We start from the raw sequence: 16,391 nt of genomic DNA on the forward strand, positions 1-16,391 counted from the left end.
ATGAGCGACCAGATCCCCCACCTGCCCCAGGCAGCCGACGACGACCCGGCCATCGAGCGGTTGTCGGCGCTGCTTGCTGCGCCCGCGACCGAGCACGAGCTGAGCGGTCTCGACGCGGCGCTGGTGGGGTTCCGGGCCGCCCAGGTCGACGCCCTCTCCCCGACCCCGCAACGGAGACCCTCCATGCTGTCCAGCCTCACCCGTGCCAAGCTCGCGGCGACGATCGCCGCAGCGACCATCGGTGTCGGCGGCGTCGCCGCCGTCGCCGTCAGCGCGCGTCACCAGCCTGCCGCGACCCCGAACGCCCACTCCTCCGTCGCCGCCACCCCGACCATGCCTGCGGGCGCCGCGGCCGCAGGGGACCAGGCAGCCACCCCCACGGGCGCCCCGACGGGCACTCCGGTCGGACCCGATGCCACGGGGTCCGCGGCGCACGGGCTGTGCACCGCCTGGGCAGCGCACGAGGCCGGCAGCGGCGAAGCCCTAGGCGCGATCGCGTTCAAGAACCTCGCCACGGCCGCCGGCGGCGCCGACAAGGTCGCGACCTTCTGCGCGACGGTCACCGCGCCCGGCAAGTCGGGCGACCACCCGACCGGCAAGCCCGCGACCCTGCCCACGCCGACCGACGCGGGCAAGCCCGCCGACCCGGGCAAGCCGGCGACGCTGCCCACGCCCACCGATCCCGGCAAGCCCGCGACCGTGCCGACGCCCACCGCGACCCACCCGACCGGTCGCCCCTGAACCTCCCCTCCCAGCCCCCCGAACCCAGCCGTATGCCGCCTCGTCCCTCCCTGCGGCATACGGCTGGGTTGCGCTGAGGCGCACTGGGTCCCTAGCGGGCCGGTGGTCCTGCCGAGAAGAACACTCCCCGCCGCACGACAGTCGCCAGGGGGTCGGTGCCTCGAACGTCCGGAGGCACCGACCCGGGTGATGGTGGATCAGTAGATGGTGACGCCGTAGGCGTTCGCGGCTTCCCGCACGGGCTGGAAGAACGTGGTGCCGCCAGAGGTGCAGTCCCCGCTGCCGCCGGACGTGAGACCGAGCGCCTTGGTGCCGTCGTAGAGCGGGCCACCGGAGTCGCCGGGCTCTGCGCAGACCGTGGTCTGGATCAGACCCGAGACCGTTCCGCCACCCTGGTAGCGGACCGTGACGTTCAGGGCGGTCACGGTGCCGGAGTGCGTGCCGGTCGTCGAGCCGGTGCGTCGGACGGACTCGCCCACGAACGGGTCGGCGACGGCATACCCACCGGGGTGCGACAGGGAGAGGTTGTCGTAGCGCACCAGCGCGTAGTCGTTGCCAGGGAAGCTGTAGTTGATCGTGGGGCCGATCAGCGTGGTGTGGCCTGCGTTGGTGTACCACGTCTTGGCGACCTTGCCGCAGTGGCCGGCGGTGAGGAAGTAGAACGTGCTGCCCTGGACGACATTGAAGCCGAGTGAGCAGCGGTAGCGACCACCGTAGATCGCGTCGCCGGCCGCCACGAGCGGCCGGAAGGCGCCCGCTACGCGCTCGACCCGGACCGCTGCTGCGTTGGTGCCCGCGGCCTTCTTCAGGGTCGCGACGTCGGCGGCAGAGACGGTGCTGTCTGCGGTGACGACGACCTGTCGCGTCGCCGAGTCGGTGTACCAGGCGATACCGCGCACGCCTGACCTGTTGACCGCCTGGCTGACGCCGGCCAGCTGGCTGTCAGTGGAACCACCTGGGGCCGCCGGGGCAGCAGCAGGCAGGAGCAGCGCCGAGGCTGCGGCGAGCCCAGCGCCGGCTGCGAGCAGCCGGGTGGCTCTACGGGACAGGCGGCGGGGGTGGAGCGATGGTGTCAACACGGATCCTCCTCGGGGCTGTGGAACGAGCTGGGTCGGTCGAGGGTCGGCTCCGCAAGCGCACCGCGGGCGACGCGGGGCAGGCTCTCCGTCGCCCACTGTGACACAGAAGTGCCGATTGCGAACCTTGAAACAGTCGACGAGCGATGCCACAAGACACGGAAGCCAGTCCATTCGTCCGCATCGGGGCACCGCTCAGCATCCTCCCAGTCGTGCGCGGAGCCTGTGAGAAAACTCAGAGATGAATGGCCGACAGGGCTACAATTCGGGTTTAGGGAACAGTAGGCTGAACTCATCCTGAAAATGTGCCGACCGCAGCCTGGGGAAACGCAAATGTATCCCCCTCTTCGGCATTCAGTGCCAGATGACGGGATATAGGCCGACGAATCTGGATCTCCTTGCATAGCAGTCGATTCGACTGTGGCCAGGAGGCTGGCAAAGCCTCACAGTCACGGCACATCAGGCCCTTTGTGCGGAGTGGATCTTGACGGGCAAATGCCGCCCGATTCTGCGTTTTCCCACGGCCCGCGCGCCCTGGTCATACCTTGATAGAGGGACGTGCTGGACGGGGTGCCGGATTCGTCTGTCAGGCGCCGATGTCAGCCGTGGCCGCAAAGTGCCTCTGCACGATCCGCACCGGATCGGGGGCCGGGATACCGGTTCAAACAATTGGAGACACCATGAAGGGTTCATGGCTCATGTCTCGAGGGCGGCCCGATCCCGGGCCGAACGGGAAGGCGCCACGGCTGCGTCGACGGACCACGGCCATGGTGGCCGCCGCCACGCTCGCCCTGACCGGCTACGTCGCGACGTCGGCGAGCGCCAACCTCCCGGGCAGCACCTTCGAGGGCAACGACGGCAACCTCGTCGTCAACACGTCAGGCAACACCGACTGGAACAACGTCTCAGGGCGCGCCCTCGGCGTTGACATCGCCAACTCGCAGGCGGACAACGCCTTCGGAAACGGCGCCAAAGAGGATGTGGCCTCGACGACCATCGTCGACGGCTCGATCCCGCCGAACAAGAACAACCTCAGCCGCTTCTACGAGGCGAACGAGCAGCTCGCCAACGGCGACATCATGCTCTACCTCGGGTGGGAGCGGCTGGTCAACATCGGCAACGCCAACCTCGACTTCGAGATCAACCAGAAGCCGACCGCCGGGTGGACCAGCTCCACGCAGGGCCCGATCACGATCAACCGTACGGCCGGCGACCTGCTCGTCACCTATGACTTCAGCGGCTCGGGGAACCCGACGCTGGGTCTCAACACGTGGGTGACCACGGGCTCGACCAGCCAGTGCTTCGCGTCCAACTCGCTGCCGTGCTGGGGCAAGCACGTGAACCTTTCGGGGGCGAACTCCGAGGGTGCCGTGAACTCGGTCAGCATCAGCGACACCATCGGCTCGAACAACGTGCTCGGTGGGCCGAACCAGCCCGGGACCCTCACCGCTGGGCTGTTCGGTGAGGCGGCCATCAACCTGACCGCGGCCGGCGTCTTCCCGCCCGGCGTGTGCGAGGCCTTCGGCAGCGCGTTCGTCAAGAGCCGCTCGTCGTCATCGTTCACCGCCGAGCTCAAGGACTTCATCGCGCCGGTGGGCGTCTCGATCAGCAACTGCGGGTCGATCACGATCAACAAGGTCACCCAGAACGCACCCGCGGGCGACAACACGACGTTCAGCTACACCACGACCGGCACCGGCCTGTCCGACTTCGGGCTCAAGAGCGGCGGCACCAAGCAGTTCATCCCGCTCAACGCCGGCTCCTACTCGGTCACCGAGGGCACCCTCCCGGCCGGCTGGGACCTCAACAACCTGACGTGTGACACGGCGACCGGGGTCACCATCGACAAGGCCGCCGCGAAGGTGTCGATCAACCTGGCCAGCGGCGAGAACGTCACCTGCACGTACACGAACCACTTCACGAACAGTCCAGGCATAGTGACGTCGGCAACGACGCCGGTGAATGTCGGAACGACGGTCCATGACACCGCGACGCTCTCCGGCGCCTCGTCCGGTGCAGGCGGATCGATCACGTTCAAGCTCTACCCGACCAACCAGTGCACAGCCGGTTCAGAGGTCTTCACCAACACCCAGCCGGTGAGTGGCAACGGAAGCTACACGTCGGGCAGCTACACGACGACCGCCGTGGGCAGCTTCTACTGGATCGCCTCCTACAGCGGCGACGCCAACAACAACGCCGTCAGCGGAGCATGCAAGGACTCCGGTGAGCTCAGCGTCGTCAACCCGTTCACCCCGACGATCGTCACGCACGCGACCGACTCGATCGTGGTGGGCAACACCGTCCACGACGTGGCGACGCTCTCCGGCGCGACGACCGACGCCACGGGCAACGTTACGTTCACCTTGTACAGCGACAACAAGTGCACCGTCCAGGTGTTCAGCGCCTCGCAGCCGGTGAACGGCAACGGTGACTACTCGTCGGGCAACTTCACCCCCACCATCGTCGGCACGTACTACTGGATCGCGAGCTACAGCGGCGACTCCAAGAACACGTCCGCGACCGGCAAGTGCGGCGACCTCAACGAAGCCAGCACCGTCATCCAGATCGGCCCGGGCATCGCGACCCACGCGACGCCGTCCATCACGATCGGCGCCTCGCTCAGCGACACCGCGACGCTGTCCGGTGGTCTGGCGCCGACGGGCACGATCACCTTCAAGCTGTACCCGACCAACCAGTGCACGCCGGGCTCCGAGGTCTTCACCAACACCGTTCCGGTGAGCAACGGCAACGGCGACTACCCGACGAGCGCGAGCTTCACGCCGACCACGGTGGGGAGCTACTACTGGATCGCCACCTACAGCGGTGACACCAACAACGCAGCGGCAGCAGGCAGCTGTGGCGACTCCGGTGAGGTCAGCGTCGTCAACCAGGCGCACCCGCAGATCAGCACCACGGCAACCCCGTCGGTGACGATCGACTCGACCATCTCCGACGTCGCTCACCTGACGGGTGGGGTGGCCCCGACCGGGACGATCACGTTCCACCTGTTCAGCGACAACGCCTGCCAGAACGAGATCGTTGCGGCCCAGAGCGTGAAGAACGTGACCGGCAACAACGACTACTTGTCCGACGCCTACACCCCGACCGTGGTCGGCACGTACTACTGGATCGCCGTCTACAGCGGGGACACCAACAACGCTGGTGCGACCGGAGCCTGCGGTGACCCCAACGAGTCCAGCACGGTCAACAAGGGTCCGGCCAGCCTGACCACCACGCAGACACTGCGCCCGCAGGACGCGGTCAACGTCGTCTCCGGGGTGGGCGGCACGCCGTCGGGCACCGTCACGTTCTCGTTGTTCGACCCGAGCAACCAGACGTGCGCGGCAGCCGGCTCCGCACCGGTCTACACCGAGACGGTTCCGCTCAACCTGTCCGGATCGGCAGTGACCAACAACAGCTCGTTCACGATCAGCAGCGCCACCTCGTCTCAGTACAAGTGGCTCGTCAGCTACTCGGGCGACGCCAAGCACCTCGGCATCACCGGGAAGTGCGGCGACGAGAGCTTCACGCTGTCGATCGACAACGGAGGCACGGTCACGAGCCCGTGACCTGACTCCCGGCACTGCGTGCCGAGCAGCCGTATGCCGTGTGGCACACCTCTCCCCACACCACGCGGCATACGGCCGGCCCGGTCGATGCGCCGGTGCAGACTCAAAGGCGGTCATGAAGGCTCAGACGAAGCTGCCGAAGCCCCTCGAGACGAGGACTCGGGTGGACAGGCCGCCCGTGCCGTTGCCTTTGTAGACGTAGAGGTAGCCGTTCGGGGCCAGAGCGAGCAGGTCGTTGCGCCGGTCGCCGGTGAAGTCGCCCATGCCCGCGAGCTGCGTGAACGCATTCCAGCCCTTGCTGGTGCCGATCTGCTTCCTGTAGCGGAAGCCCCCGGCTCCGTTGCCGGCATAGAGCCAGAGCGTGCCGTCCGTCTTGCGGGCGACGAGGTCGTTGCGGCGGTCAGCGTCGAGGTCCCCGACGCCCACGACGCTGCTGAAGGTCTGCCAGCCGCTGCCGATCTTCTTCGGCGCGTAGAAGTGCGTCCAGTCCTTGTTGGACCACAGGTACATGTCACCGGCGTCGGTGATGGTCAGCACGTCGGCCTTGGCGTTTCCGTTGAAGTCACCCGGCGTGACGATGTGCCGGTAGGTGTTGAACTTCGACGGCAGGATCGAGTTCATGCCAATGAGGCGGTTGCCGTTGTAAGCCCACCACGACTCGTCCCATCCGGTGTAGGAGACCGAAAGAACGTTGCCGCCGAAGAAGTCCTCGGTCGGCTTGGCCAGCGCGGGCAGCAGGGCGCGCAGCTCGCCCAGGCCGGACCTGACCTTGGTGCCGCCGGAGATGCCGCCGACGCCGTTGCCGCGGTAGATGTAGGCGACGTTGCTCCGGGTCACCCCGACGATGTCGGCCCGGCCGTCGTTGCTGACGTCGCCGGTGATGAAGAGCCGCTGCACCGCACGCGGTGTCGCCTTCGCTACGCGTGCCGGGCCGAGGCCCACCCCGTTCCGCGCGCGGACGGAGAAGCTGTACGCCGTGTTGTTGGTCAGACCGGGGATGGTGATGGTCATCGCGCCGGCACTGGCCGTGTAGGACTTGCCGCCGGGCGACACGGTGATCGCGTAGCCCGTGAGCGGGCTGTTGCCGAGGTCGTCCGGAGGGTTCCACTCCACCCGCGCCGATCCGCTGTGCGGGATCGCGCCGGCATAGGAAGGCGCCGTCGGCGCAGCGGCGACGTCGACGTCGAGCGCGGCAAGGTCGAACGTGTGCGTGGACGGACAGGTCCGGTTGCAGTGGAGAGCGCCGCCACGCTGATACACGCTGTAGTTGCCCGCCTTGTCGATGAGAGTCACCTCGCCGACGGTCCACCTGCCGGTGCTGACCTGCGGCACCACGCCTGAGGCGACCCCGGTGCTCGTGGGCTTGGCCACGAGGTCCCAAGCGAACGGGCTCTGCCAGCTGGCTGACGAGTCGTACCGGATGGTGATGCTGTCGAGGTCGGGCTCGGACACCTCATACGCGATCGTTGCGGCTGCGCCGCTGACGAGGAGCTTCTTCGGAACGGCGATGCTGGACAGGACGGGCGAGCTGAGGTCCAGAGGCGAGCCCGTCACCGTGACCGTCGTCGTCTTGAACGGCAAGGTGTGCGTGGTCGGGCCCACGCTCCCGGGCGGCGACAGCACGACGGAACCAGTGTCCCGGTACGTCGCGGAGTTACCCGGCAGGTCCTGGATCACGACCGACTCCAGCCAGTACGAACCATCAGGCACCGTCGAGGGCACAACACCGACCAGGGACCCATATGCCGTCGGGAGGCCCCGTAGCTGGAAGCCGTAGCGGCCGTTGGTGAAGACGGCGGAAGCCGACGACTCCGGGAACACCACCGGCGGATGTGCCTCGTCGACGCCGAGGTCGAGGCGCACGCTCTCTCCGACCAAGGCCGTCGGTGTGGCGAGCGCGATGGACGTCACGAAAGGCGTGTCGTTGTCCGGCGTCGAACCGGTGATGGCCAGCGAGACGTCGAAAGAGAGCCCGTGCACCGCGCCGGGGCACTCGGGCACGCAGGTCATCGAGCTCGGCCAGTACGTCGTGCGGTTGCCCGATGCATCCGTGATGGTCAGGACGGTCAGCTTGGTGGAGACGTTGGCCAGCCCGTCGGGCACAGCCGTCGACGCCTGGCCCGTCAACGGCAGCTCGCGACCGAAGTCCCACTCGGTGCGGCGCCCGGCAGCGTCGACGAAGGATGCCACGATCGACACGGTCGTCGATGCCGTAGCCGAGTAGGAGATCGTGACCGCATCCCCTGGTGTCACTGCGGCCGGCGAGGTGAACGAGATGGAGTCGAGCCGTGGCGCGACGTCGGCGGCCGATGCGGCGGGCGCGGCGAGTGCGACGGTGGTGGCCGCGAGTCCGAGCGTGAGAAGGACGGCCAGCCTGGCGCGGGCACGGGCGTACGTGAACACGGGTCCCCCTGTCGGACGTTCGGAACCAGCGCAGCATAGGGCTTGGCTACGACACAGTGACAGATCCGCGACAAAAACCGCCCAGCGGCATACAGCGATGTTTGTATGCCGTTGTGAGGACGGACGCACGCGCCAGTGCCCGAGGTGACACAGGGCGGTCATCGGTGAGTCTCCGTCGCGCCACCTGGGTCGGGGCCGTCGGTGTCGTCGGCGTCGCCCTGGTCGCCGCGTGCACCAGCCCGAGCCCGCCCCCGAGGGGCACTCTCCCCCCGTCCGCGACATCGACCGCGCCAGCCACAGGCCCGAGCGGAACGCCCACCGGCACCGGGACGACCGCGCCGTCCACCCCGGAAACGACGTTCCCGCTCGCCGTCGTCACAGGCCTCACCAACCTCAGGGCCACCGTGACTCCGACGGAGGTCCAGCAGCTCGCCGAGCGCGGGCAGCTGCTCATGCCCTGCAGCATCCTGGTGACGCAGCCGGCCATGATCAGCTCCGGCAGCTGCGTCCCAGCGGACCGGATCGCAGCAGCGCTCGAGAACGACCAGAAGCGGGTCGCGCTCCTGCCGACGGGGTTGGTCGAGCCCGCGACGAAGGTCTTGTCCATCAAGGGATCCGGGCCGTTCGGGATGTTCGGGCCTGACCTCTTCGGCGATGCCGAGGCCCGGGCGCTGCCCTACCCGATCACCGGCACCGCGGCGCCTGCGAACGCGGCGCTCGACCCGGCCTGGACGGCATACGACCCCTCGAAGGTCTGGACGATGACGAACCTCGGGAGCCTTTGTTCCGACCGCGGCGCCGCCGAGCAGGCGGTCGCTCGCGGCAAGGGCTGGGACTGGGTCTTCGGCGGGGGGACGGCCAGGTATGCCGCGCCGGCACCCGTCGACCCGCCCGACGACAGGCCGTACCAGTCGGTCCGCCCCGTCGACACCGGCAACGACGGTGCCGCCGCGAAGGTGGTCAAGAGGTCCGACGTCGCGATCGCCGACCATGAGTGCCCGATCGTCCCCAACGCCACGTGGAAGCCGCAGCTCGGCCACACGCTTGTCTTCAGCGTCCCCGAGGCGGTGCTCCCACGGTGGCGAGACACCCTCGGTCTCGACATCGTCTATCTGGCCGCGAACCACATGAGCGACAAGGGAGTTGCGGGGATCCGGTCGACCCTCAGGCTCATGGACGCCTACAAGGTCAGGCGCACCGGCCTCGGCATGGACCTCGACGAGGCCCTCGTGCCGGCATACGCCGACGTCGCCGGGCTCAAGGTCGGCTTCGTCGCGTTCAACGACGTCGCCGGGGTCGCTAGGGCCGATGCGAACACGCCGGGCGTCCCATGGATCACGCGGGCGAACGTCGTCGAGGGAGTGCGCCGGGCCAAGCAGGGCGGCGCGGACCTCGTCATCTGCAACCCGCAGTGGTGGGGCGGCGCCGAGTACCACGACGACCTCTGGCCGTTGCAGCGCAAGCAGCTTCGCTGGTTCGACGAGGCAGGCTGCGACCACGTCATCGGGTCCGGCACGCACGTCGCCGGGCCGCTGCTGCTGAGGAAGCGGTCCGGAGGCGTCAGCTCGGTCCTCGTCAGCCCGGGCAACTACCTGTTCGGGCAGGACTGGTGGCAGGAGACGCAGGAGGGTCTGATCCTCGACCTGACGTTCAGCGGCACGAAGCTCGTCAACGTCCGGCTGCGCCCGACCGTCATGATCCAGCAAGCCCGGCCTGCGCTGCTCGACCCGCAGGGCGACGGCCGGTACGTGCTCCAGCGCACCTACAAGTACTCGACGCTCGACTACACGCCCTGACGCGCACCCGCCGGCCAGTACCCGGCGGCATAGGTCAGCGCCGGCTCCCCGAGGAGGTCGACGAGCTGCTCGAAGAGCGCGCCCGCGGCCGGCGCCGCCCAGTCGGCCGGCAGCACCTCGGGCGGCAGCCCGGGGTCGCGGAACGGGAGGCGTCGCCACTCGTCGATGAGCCCGAGGTACGTGACGAAGGCCAGTGCGGCGTCGACTCCGTCGCCGTTGTCCAGCGTGGCGCGGATGGTCGAGTGACGCGCGATGAACTCGCGGTACCGGGCGTCGATGTCGTCCAGGTCCCAGCTCTCCGAGAGCAGCTGCGTGAGGTCCTGGCCGCCGGCGTAGTCGCCGACGAACAGGGCGCACCGCTCCGTTAGACCCAGCTCGTCGATCGCCTGCACCGCGGCATCCCGCATCCGCGCGGGGGCGATCCACACGCCGGCGCCGGCGTTGCCGAAGCCCAGCGAGCTCAGGTGCGACCGCAGCTGGTGGCGCTTGGTGCGGGCGGACTCCGGCACCGAGAACGTGACGATGCACCATCCGTCGCTGAGTTCAGCGGGCTGCCTTGCGTGCCAGACGATCTCGTCGCCGGCGTTCAACGCCGACAGTGCGGTCGGCGTCAGTGCATACCCCCGTATGCCGTCCCGGACCTCCGACTCCAGCCACCCTCGGCGGGTGAGCCGGAACACCGCCGTGCGGACGCTGGGGGCATCGAGGCCGAGCTGGGTGACAAGGTCGACGGTGCCACCGATCGGCATCCAGCTGCCCATCGGGCGCACGATGGCGCCGAGGAAGCTGACCACGACGGTGCGCGACCGCTGTGCAGGCGCGGCGGTCTCGTCGTCGTGGTGGTCGCTCATCAGGGTGATTGTGCCGGATCCGGGAAGAGCTCCTCGCCCCTGTCCGTGAGCGCCGACACCCACGCAGCCGGCCAGGGGGCGCTGCGGATCTCGTCGGTGGGCTGTCCGGTGACCTGCACGGTGACGTAGCGGCCGTGCGCCGCGCGCACCCGTGGCCGGCCCTGGAACGGCTCACCCCAGATCTCGAAGTGGAAGGTCATCGAGCGCTCGCCGAGGTCGACGAGCTCAACGACGGCCGTCGCCTCCTGCCCGAAACGAAGGGGCGCGTCGAAGCTCGCCTCGTAGCGCACCCGTGGTGCCACCGGGAAGTAGCCGTCGATGCCTCGCTCGGCGAACAGCGCCGCCTCCGCCGACTCGACGAACCGCGCGACGGTCGTGTTGTGGTAGATGCCCGAGGCGTCGGTGTCGATCCACTGGACCAGCGTGCGGAACACGCCGGTCGCCACCACGGCTGAGCGGCCGGTCCCAGCCTCGCCGGCCGCGACGGCGCTCATACCGCCACCGTGTTCATCGCGTCGCGGTGCGGCTGCCAGCGCACGTGCACCCGGTCGGCCGCCCCTTCACGCAGCAGGGAGAGGCGCGGCGGGATCTTCTCGGTGCGCGATGTCGGCGGCCGCCGTCGGCCCGCCTGCCACTGGACCGGCCACTCGGCCGCGTCGCCGCGGTACTCCTGCTCCGCCGCCGCATGAAGCGTCCAGTTCGGGTTGTACAGGTGCGTGCGCCCGAGCGCGCACAGGTCGGCGCGACCGGCCAGCAGGATCGAGTTCACGTCGTCGTAGGACGAGATGGCGCCGACCGCGATCACCGCCGCGCCGGCCTCGGCAGCCACCTCGTGCCTGATCCGGTCGGCGAAAGGCGTCTGGTATGACCGTCCGAAAGCAGGCTGCTCGTCCTTGGTCACCTGGCCGGTCGAGACGTCGATCGCGGCCGCGCCGTGGGCGATGAACGATCGGGCGATCTCGACGGCGTCGTCCGCGGTGTTGCCGTCGGGCACCCAGTCGGTCGCCGAGATGCGCACTGTCACAGGGATATTCGTCGGCACGACCTTGCGGACGGCGTCGAACACCTCGAGCGGGAAGCGGAGCCGGTTCGCCAGGCTGCCGCCGTACTCGTCGGTGCGCTGGTTGGACACGGGCGACAGGAAGGAGGACAGGAGGTAGCCGTGCGCCGCGTGGATCTCGACGAGGTCGAAGCCTGCGTCGACACCCCGGCGCGCGGCCTCGACGAAGTCGGAGACGACCTTGTCGAGGTCGGCCCGGCTGGCCTCGCCCGGCAGGTGACAGCCGTCGCCGTAAGGCAGCGCCGACGGGCCGATGACGTCCCAGTTGTCGGAGTCCATGGGCTCGTCCATGCCCTCCCACATGAGCTTGGTCGAGCCCTTTCGCCCCGAGTGACCCAGCTGCAGCCCGATCTTGGCGGTGCTGTGGCCGTGCACGAAGTCGACGACGTGGGTCCAGGCGTCCCGCTGCTGGTCGTTCCACAGACCCGGGCAGCCGAGCGTGATCCTGCCTTCCGGGGACACGCACGTCATCTCGGTCATGACCAGGCCCGCACCGCCGAGCGCCTTCGAGCCCAGGTGGACGAGGTGGAACTCGCCCGGGACACCGTCGACCGAGGAGTACATGTCCATCGGCGACACGATGATCCGGTTCTTGAGCTCCAGCGCGCCGATCCGTGTGGGCTGGAACATCGCCGGGGTGACCAGCGCGGATCCCTGCTGGCGCGCGAACTCCTCCTCCATCCGCGCGGCGAACTCCTCGTCGCGCTCCTTGAGGTTCTCGAAGGTGATCCGGCGAGACCGCGTCAGGAGGTTGAACACGAACTGCGCAGGGTCCTGACCGGCATACATCCCGATGTTCTCGAACCACTCGAGGGACGCCTGGGCGGCACGCTGTGTCGACTCCACGACCGGGCGGCGCTCGGTCTCGTATGCCGTGAGCGCACTCTCGACGCTCACGTGCTCGTGGAGGCAGGCCGCGAGCGCCAGCGCGTCCTCCATCGCGAGCTTGGTGCCCGAGCCGATCGAGAAGTGAGCGGTGTGGGCGGCGTCGCCGAGCAGGACGACGTTGCCACTGTGCCACCGCTCGTTGCGGACGGTGTGGAAGCTGAGCCACTTGGAGTTGTTGGTCAGGACCTGGTGACCCTTCAGCTCGTCGCGGAAGATCTCCTTGATGCGCCCGACGGCATAGTCGTCGGAGACGCCAGGCGGGAAGACGTCGTGCTCCGTCTTGTCGAATCCCGCACGGCGCCAGACATCCTCGTGCATCTCGACGATGAAGGTGGAGCCCTCGTCGGAGTACGGGTAGCCATGGATCTGCATCGTCCCCCACTCGGTGTTGCGGACGATGAACTGGAAAGCTTCGAAGACGAGGTCGGTGCCGAACCAGATGTACTTGTTGTGCCGGCGGTCGAGCGTGGGCCGGAAGACCTCTGCACCGGCGGTGCGGATCACCGAGTTGAGGCCGTCGGCGGCGATGACGAGGTCATAGTGGTCACGCAGCTCGTCGACGTCCGGCGCGACCGTGCGGTAGTGCACTGTGACGCCCAGCCGGGCCACCCGCTGCTGGAGGATCTGGAGGAGCTCCTTGCGGCTCATCGCCGCGAATCCCTGTCCGCCGATGGTGAACTCGTGGTGGTCGACGTCGACGTCGATGTCGGTCCATCGCGCGAACCCGCTCTCCATCCGGCCGTAGATCTCGGTGTCCGCGCTCTCGATCCCGCCGAGGGTCTCGTCGGAGAACACGACGCCGAAGCCGAACGTGTCGTCGGGTGCGTTTCGCTCCCAGACCGTCACCTCATGGGCCGGGTCGAGCTGCTTCATCAGTGCGGCGAAGTACAGGCCGCCCGGGCCTCCGCCCGCGATCGCGATCCTCACGGCTGGGCCGCCTCGACCTCGGCCACGACCTGCCTACGCAGCTGGTAGTGCTGGAGCTTGCCGCTGGTGTTCCGTGGCAGGGAGTCGGTGAAGCGCACGTCCCGGGGGTACTTGTACGGCGCGATCTCCTGCTTGACGAAGTCCTGGATCTCCTTGGCCTTGGCGGCATCTCCGGTGACGCCGTCCTTGAGCACGATGAAGGCGCACACCACGGAGCCGCGGTCGGCATCGGGTCGCGCCACGACGGCGCACTCGGCGACGTCGGGGTGACGGTCGATCGCGGCCTCGACCTCCGGGGCTGCGATGTTGTAGCCCGAGGAGAGGATCATGTTGTCGGTCCGCGCGCGGTAGTAGAAGTAGCCGTCCTCGTCGCGGACGAACGTGTCACCGGTGACGTTCCAGCCGCCGACGACATAGTCGAGCTGGCGCTCGTCGTCGAGGTAGCGGCAGCCGACCGGTCCGATCACGGCGAGCCGGCCCTCGACGCCCGGCGGCACCTCGGCGCCGGACTCGTCGAGGATGGTCGCGCGGTAGCCGGGGACGGGCTTGCCCGTCGCACCGGGCCGGATGTCGGGGCCGGCGGCGGAGATGAAGATGTGCAGCAGCTCGGTGGCGCCGATCCCGTCGATGACGTCGAGGCCGATCTCGTCACGCAGCTGCTGCCAGGTCTGCTCGGAGATGTGCTCACCCGCGCTCACGGCCGAACGGAGCCCGCGCAGCTGCGTCGCCTTGCCGACCGCGACGATCCGCTTGTATGCCGTGGGCGCGGTCGCGAGGACGGTGACGCCGTGCTCGGCGACGAGGTCGGCCAGAGCGTCCGGGGTGGCCTGCTCGGTGAGCAGCGAGGACGCGCCCGCGAGCAGCGGGAACACGACGAGCATGCCCAGCCCGAACGTGAAGGCGAAGGGCGCGGAGCAGGCGACGACATCGTCGGGCTGGAGCCGAAGCACGTTGCGGCCGAAGGTGTTCTCGATCGACAGGATGTCGCGGTGGAAGTGCGTCGTGATCTTGGGGACTCCCGTGCTCCCGGACGTCGGGCCGAAGAGCGCCACGTCGTCGGCCGCGGTCTCCACGTTGCTGAACTCCCCCGACTTTGCCGACGCGAGGGCCACGAGGTCGTTGTCCTCGCCGGACCCGATCGTCACGACACGCAGGTCCGGGGCGGACTCGTCGCGCACGTTCTCCACGTCGGCCAGCGACCGGTGGTCGACGAGTGCGACCGTCGGGTCGCACTTGGCCACGATCGGAGCCAGCTCGCGAGCGCGCAGCGCGGAGAAGGTCGCGGTGACGATCCCGCCTGCCTTGAGGATGCCGAGCCACGCCGCGACCGTCCACGGGTTGTTCGGCGCCCGCAGCAGCACCCGGTTGCCCGGGACCACGCCCAGGTCCTCGACCAGGACCTGGGCCACCTGGTTCGCCCGTTGCAGCAGCCCGCCGTAGGTCCACGTCGTGCCGTCAGGCGTCCGCAGGGCGGGCCGGTCGGCACCGTGACGCGCCACCTGGTCATCGATGAGGGCGGTCGCCGCGTTGAGACGGTCGGGGTACTGCAGCGCCTCGGTCGTGAACTCCAAGATCGGCCACTGGTCCGTAGGCGGCAGGTGGTCGCGCGCGAAGGTGTCGACGTGTGCCGACGGGGTCAGCGCGGGTGCAAGCGTGCTCATGACTGCCCTCCCTGGGCGGATCGGATCATGCCCTCCTGGGCGACGGTGGCCAGATGGGAGCCGTCGGCGCCGAAGAGCCGGCCAGTGGCCAGCCCGCGACCGTTCTCGGCCGCCTCCGCCTCCTGGGTGTAGAGGACCCACCCGTCGGCGCTCCCGGTCCGGTGGAACCACATCGCATGGTCGAGGCTCGCAGTGACGAGGCCCGGGTCGGCCCACGCCAGGCCCAGGACACGCAGCACCGGCTCGAGGATCGTGTAGTCGCAGACATACGCGAGCGCGGCTTGGTCGCGGCCCTCGTCGCTGAGGCCCTCGACCTGGCGCAGCGTGTCGAACGGCTTGAGCCAGACTGCCTGCTGGGGCAGGCGGTGCCCGTCGACCGTGAGGTAGACCGGGCCCGGGACATGCCGCATGTCGAAGCTGCGTCCGCCGCTCCAGTACGCCTTCGACTCCTCGGTCATCGTGCCGCCGGAGCGGCCGTCGAGGTATGCCGCACTGCTCGGCAGGTCGTCAGGGCGCGGTAGGTCGGAAGGCAGCTGCACGGCATACGACCCTCCTGGCTCGCCGGCCGCGAAGTTCGCGAGACAGACGTACACGGGCTTGCCGTTCTGGAACGCGCGCACGTGTCTCGTGCTGTACCCCCGGCCGTCGCGCAGGACCTCGACCTCGTAGCGCACCTCGGCGCCGATGTCGATGGGGCGAAGGAAGTACGAGTGCATGGAGTGCAACGTCTTGCCGTCGGTCACCGAGCGGATGGCGGCGACCGCGGCCTGCGCGACCGGGTCGCCGCCGTAGGCCTTCGGCCACGGGCACTGCTGGGTCGTCGCGGTGAAGGCGAGGTCGTGATGCTCCGGCTCGACCGGCGTGAGGGTCACGGCCGCCGTGAAGAGCGCGGATGTCGGAACAGTGGCGACCGTCATGGCCGGTCCAGCCAGTGGGGCAGGTCCGCGTCGTCGACCTGCGGCAGGTTGACGACGATGTTCTCGGGCGTGCGGGTGGTCATCCAGGTCAGCGGCCGGTTGCGGTCGATGTTGCACTCGACGTGCGGCAGGAAGGGCGGGACGAAGACCCAGTCGCCCTCCTCCATGTCGATGTAGTCGGCAAAGCTCTCGCCGAAGTAGATCCGGGCGCGGCCCGACAGGACGTAGCCGCCGGTCTCGGCCTCCCCGTGGTGGTGCGGCACGGACCGGTAGCCCGCCTCGTTGCTCACCTTGCCGAACCAGAGCCGCGTCGCGGGCGTGTGCTGGATGCTCACCCCGGAGATGCGCGTCGCGCCCGCGGACTGTCCGGTGTCGCCCGGCTCGAGGCCCGCCCGCGTGACGAAGGGGACGACGAGCCCGCTCGGGGCGGCATACATCGTGTTGTCACCGTCGAGGACGTACTTGCTGAGGTCCGGTTCCATGCTGGCTCCTGGTGCTGGTG

General features: G+C 68.9%; 11 protein-coding genes. 3 read left to right on the top strand and 8 right to left on the bottom strand.

The window, feature by feature from the left end; translation table 11 throughout:
• The gene (locus tag ACWEOW_RS21755; protein WP_452271333.1) at positions 1 to 741 is read left to right on the top strand and encodes a hypothetical protein; all 741 of its coding nucleotides are present in this window, start codon (positions 1 to 3) and stop codon (positions 739 to 741) included.
• A 197-nt stretch (positions 742 to 938) separates the two neighbouring features.
• Here ACWEOW_RS21755 and ACWEOW_RS21760 read toward each other — a convergent pair whose 3' ends face one another.
• A complete protein-coding gene (locus ACWEOW_RS21760; protein ID WP_452271334.1) occupies positions 939 to 1,820 on the bottom strand; it encodes a S1 family peptidase in 882 nt (293 codons plus the stop codon).
• A 677-nt stretch (positions 1,821 to 2,497) separates the two neighbouring features.
• On the opposite strand from ACWEOW_RS21760, the gene ACWEOW_RS21765 reads away from it, so the two are divergent.
• A complete protein-coding gene (locus ACWEOW_RS21765) occupies positions 2,498 to 5,386 on the top strand; it encodes a hypothetical protein (protein WP_452271335.1) in 2,889 nt (962 codons plus the stop codon).
• Between the two features lie 123 nt (positions 5,387 to 5,509).
• On the opposite strand, the gene ACWEOW_RS21770 is transcribed toward ACWEOW_RS21765, so the two are convergent.
• Positions 5,510 to 7,789: an FG-GAP-like repeat-containing protein gene (locus ACWEOW_RS21770; RefSeq protein ID WP_452271336.1), complete on the bottom strand. Its 2,280-nt coding sequence runs from the start codon at positions 7,787 to 7,789 to the stop codon at positions 5,510 to 5,512.
• 164 nt (positions 7,790 to 7,953) lie between these two features.
• Between ACWEOW_RS21770 and ACWEOW_RS21775 the strand changes: the two genes are divergently transcribed.
• On the top strand, positions 7,954 to 9,585 hold the full coding sequence (locus tag ACWEOW_RS21775; protein ID WP_452271337.1) for a CapA family protein: 1,632 nt from the start codon (positions 7,954 to 7,956) through the stop codon (positions 9,583 to 9,585).
• Here ACWEOW_RS21775 and ACWEOW_RS21780 read toward each other — a convergent pair.
• The 6 genes from ACWEOW_RS21780 to ACWEOW_RS21805 are packed head-to-tail and all read right to left on the bottom strand — an operon-like array spanning position 9,573 to position 16,371.
• Complete coding sequence (locus ACWEOW_RS21780) at positions 9,573 to 10,436, bottom strand: PaaX family transcriptional regulator (protein ID WP_452271338.1); 864 nt, start codon at positions 10,434 to 10,436, stop codon at positions 9,573 to 9,575. The genes ACWEOW_RS21775 and ACWEOW_RS21780 overlap by 13 nt on opposite strands.
• A complete protein-coding gene (locus ACWEOW_RS21785) occupies positions 10,436 to 10,930 on the bottom strand; it encodes an acyl-CoA thioesterase (RefSeq protein WP_452271339.1) in 495 nt (164 codons plus the stop codon). Before ACWEOW_RS21785 ends, ACWEOW_RS21780 begins: the two co-directional genes overlap by 1 nt.
• A complete protein-coding gene (locus tag ACWEOW_RS21790) occupies positions 10,927 to 13,311 on the bottom strand; it encodes a bifunctional salicylyl-CoA 5-hydroxylase/oxidoreductase (protein ID WP_452271340.1) in 2,385 nt (794 codons plus the stop codon). Before ACWEOW_RS21790 ends, ACWEOW_RS21785 begins: the two co-directional genes overlap by 4 nt.
• On the bottom strand, positions 13,308 to 14,972 hold the full coding sequence (locus ACWEOW_RS21795) for an AMP-binding protein (protein ID WP_452271341.1): 1,665 nt from the start codon (positions 14,970 to 14,972) through the stop codon (positions 13,308 to 13,310). The genes ACWEOW_RS21790 and ACWEOW_RS21795 overlap by 4 nt, the downstream gene beginning before the upstream one ends.
• On the bottom strand, positions 14,969 to 15,889 hold the full coding sequence (locus ACWEOW_RS21800) for an acyl-CoA thioesterase (protein ID WP_452271342.1): 921 nt from the start codon (positions 15,887 to 15,889) through the stop codon (positions 14,969 to 14,971). The genes ACWEOW_RS21795 and ACWEOW_RS21800 overlap by 4 nt, the downstream gene beginning before the upstream one ends.
• Entirely contained in the window at positions 15,886 to 16,371 is a 486-nt protein-coding gene (locus tag ACWEOW_RS21805; RefSeq protein ID WP_452271343.1) for a cupin domain-containing protein, read from the bottom strand. The genes ACWEOW_RS21800 and ACWEOW_RS21805 overlap by 4 nt, the downstream gene beginning before the upstream one ends.
• Between the last annotated feature and the right edge of the window lie 20 nt (positions 16,372 to 16,391).

This window comes from Monashia sp. NPDC004114, assembly GCF_053603855.1.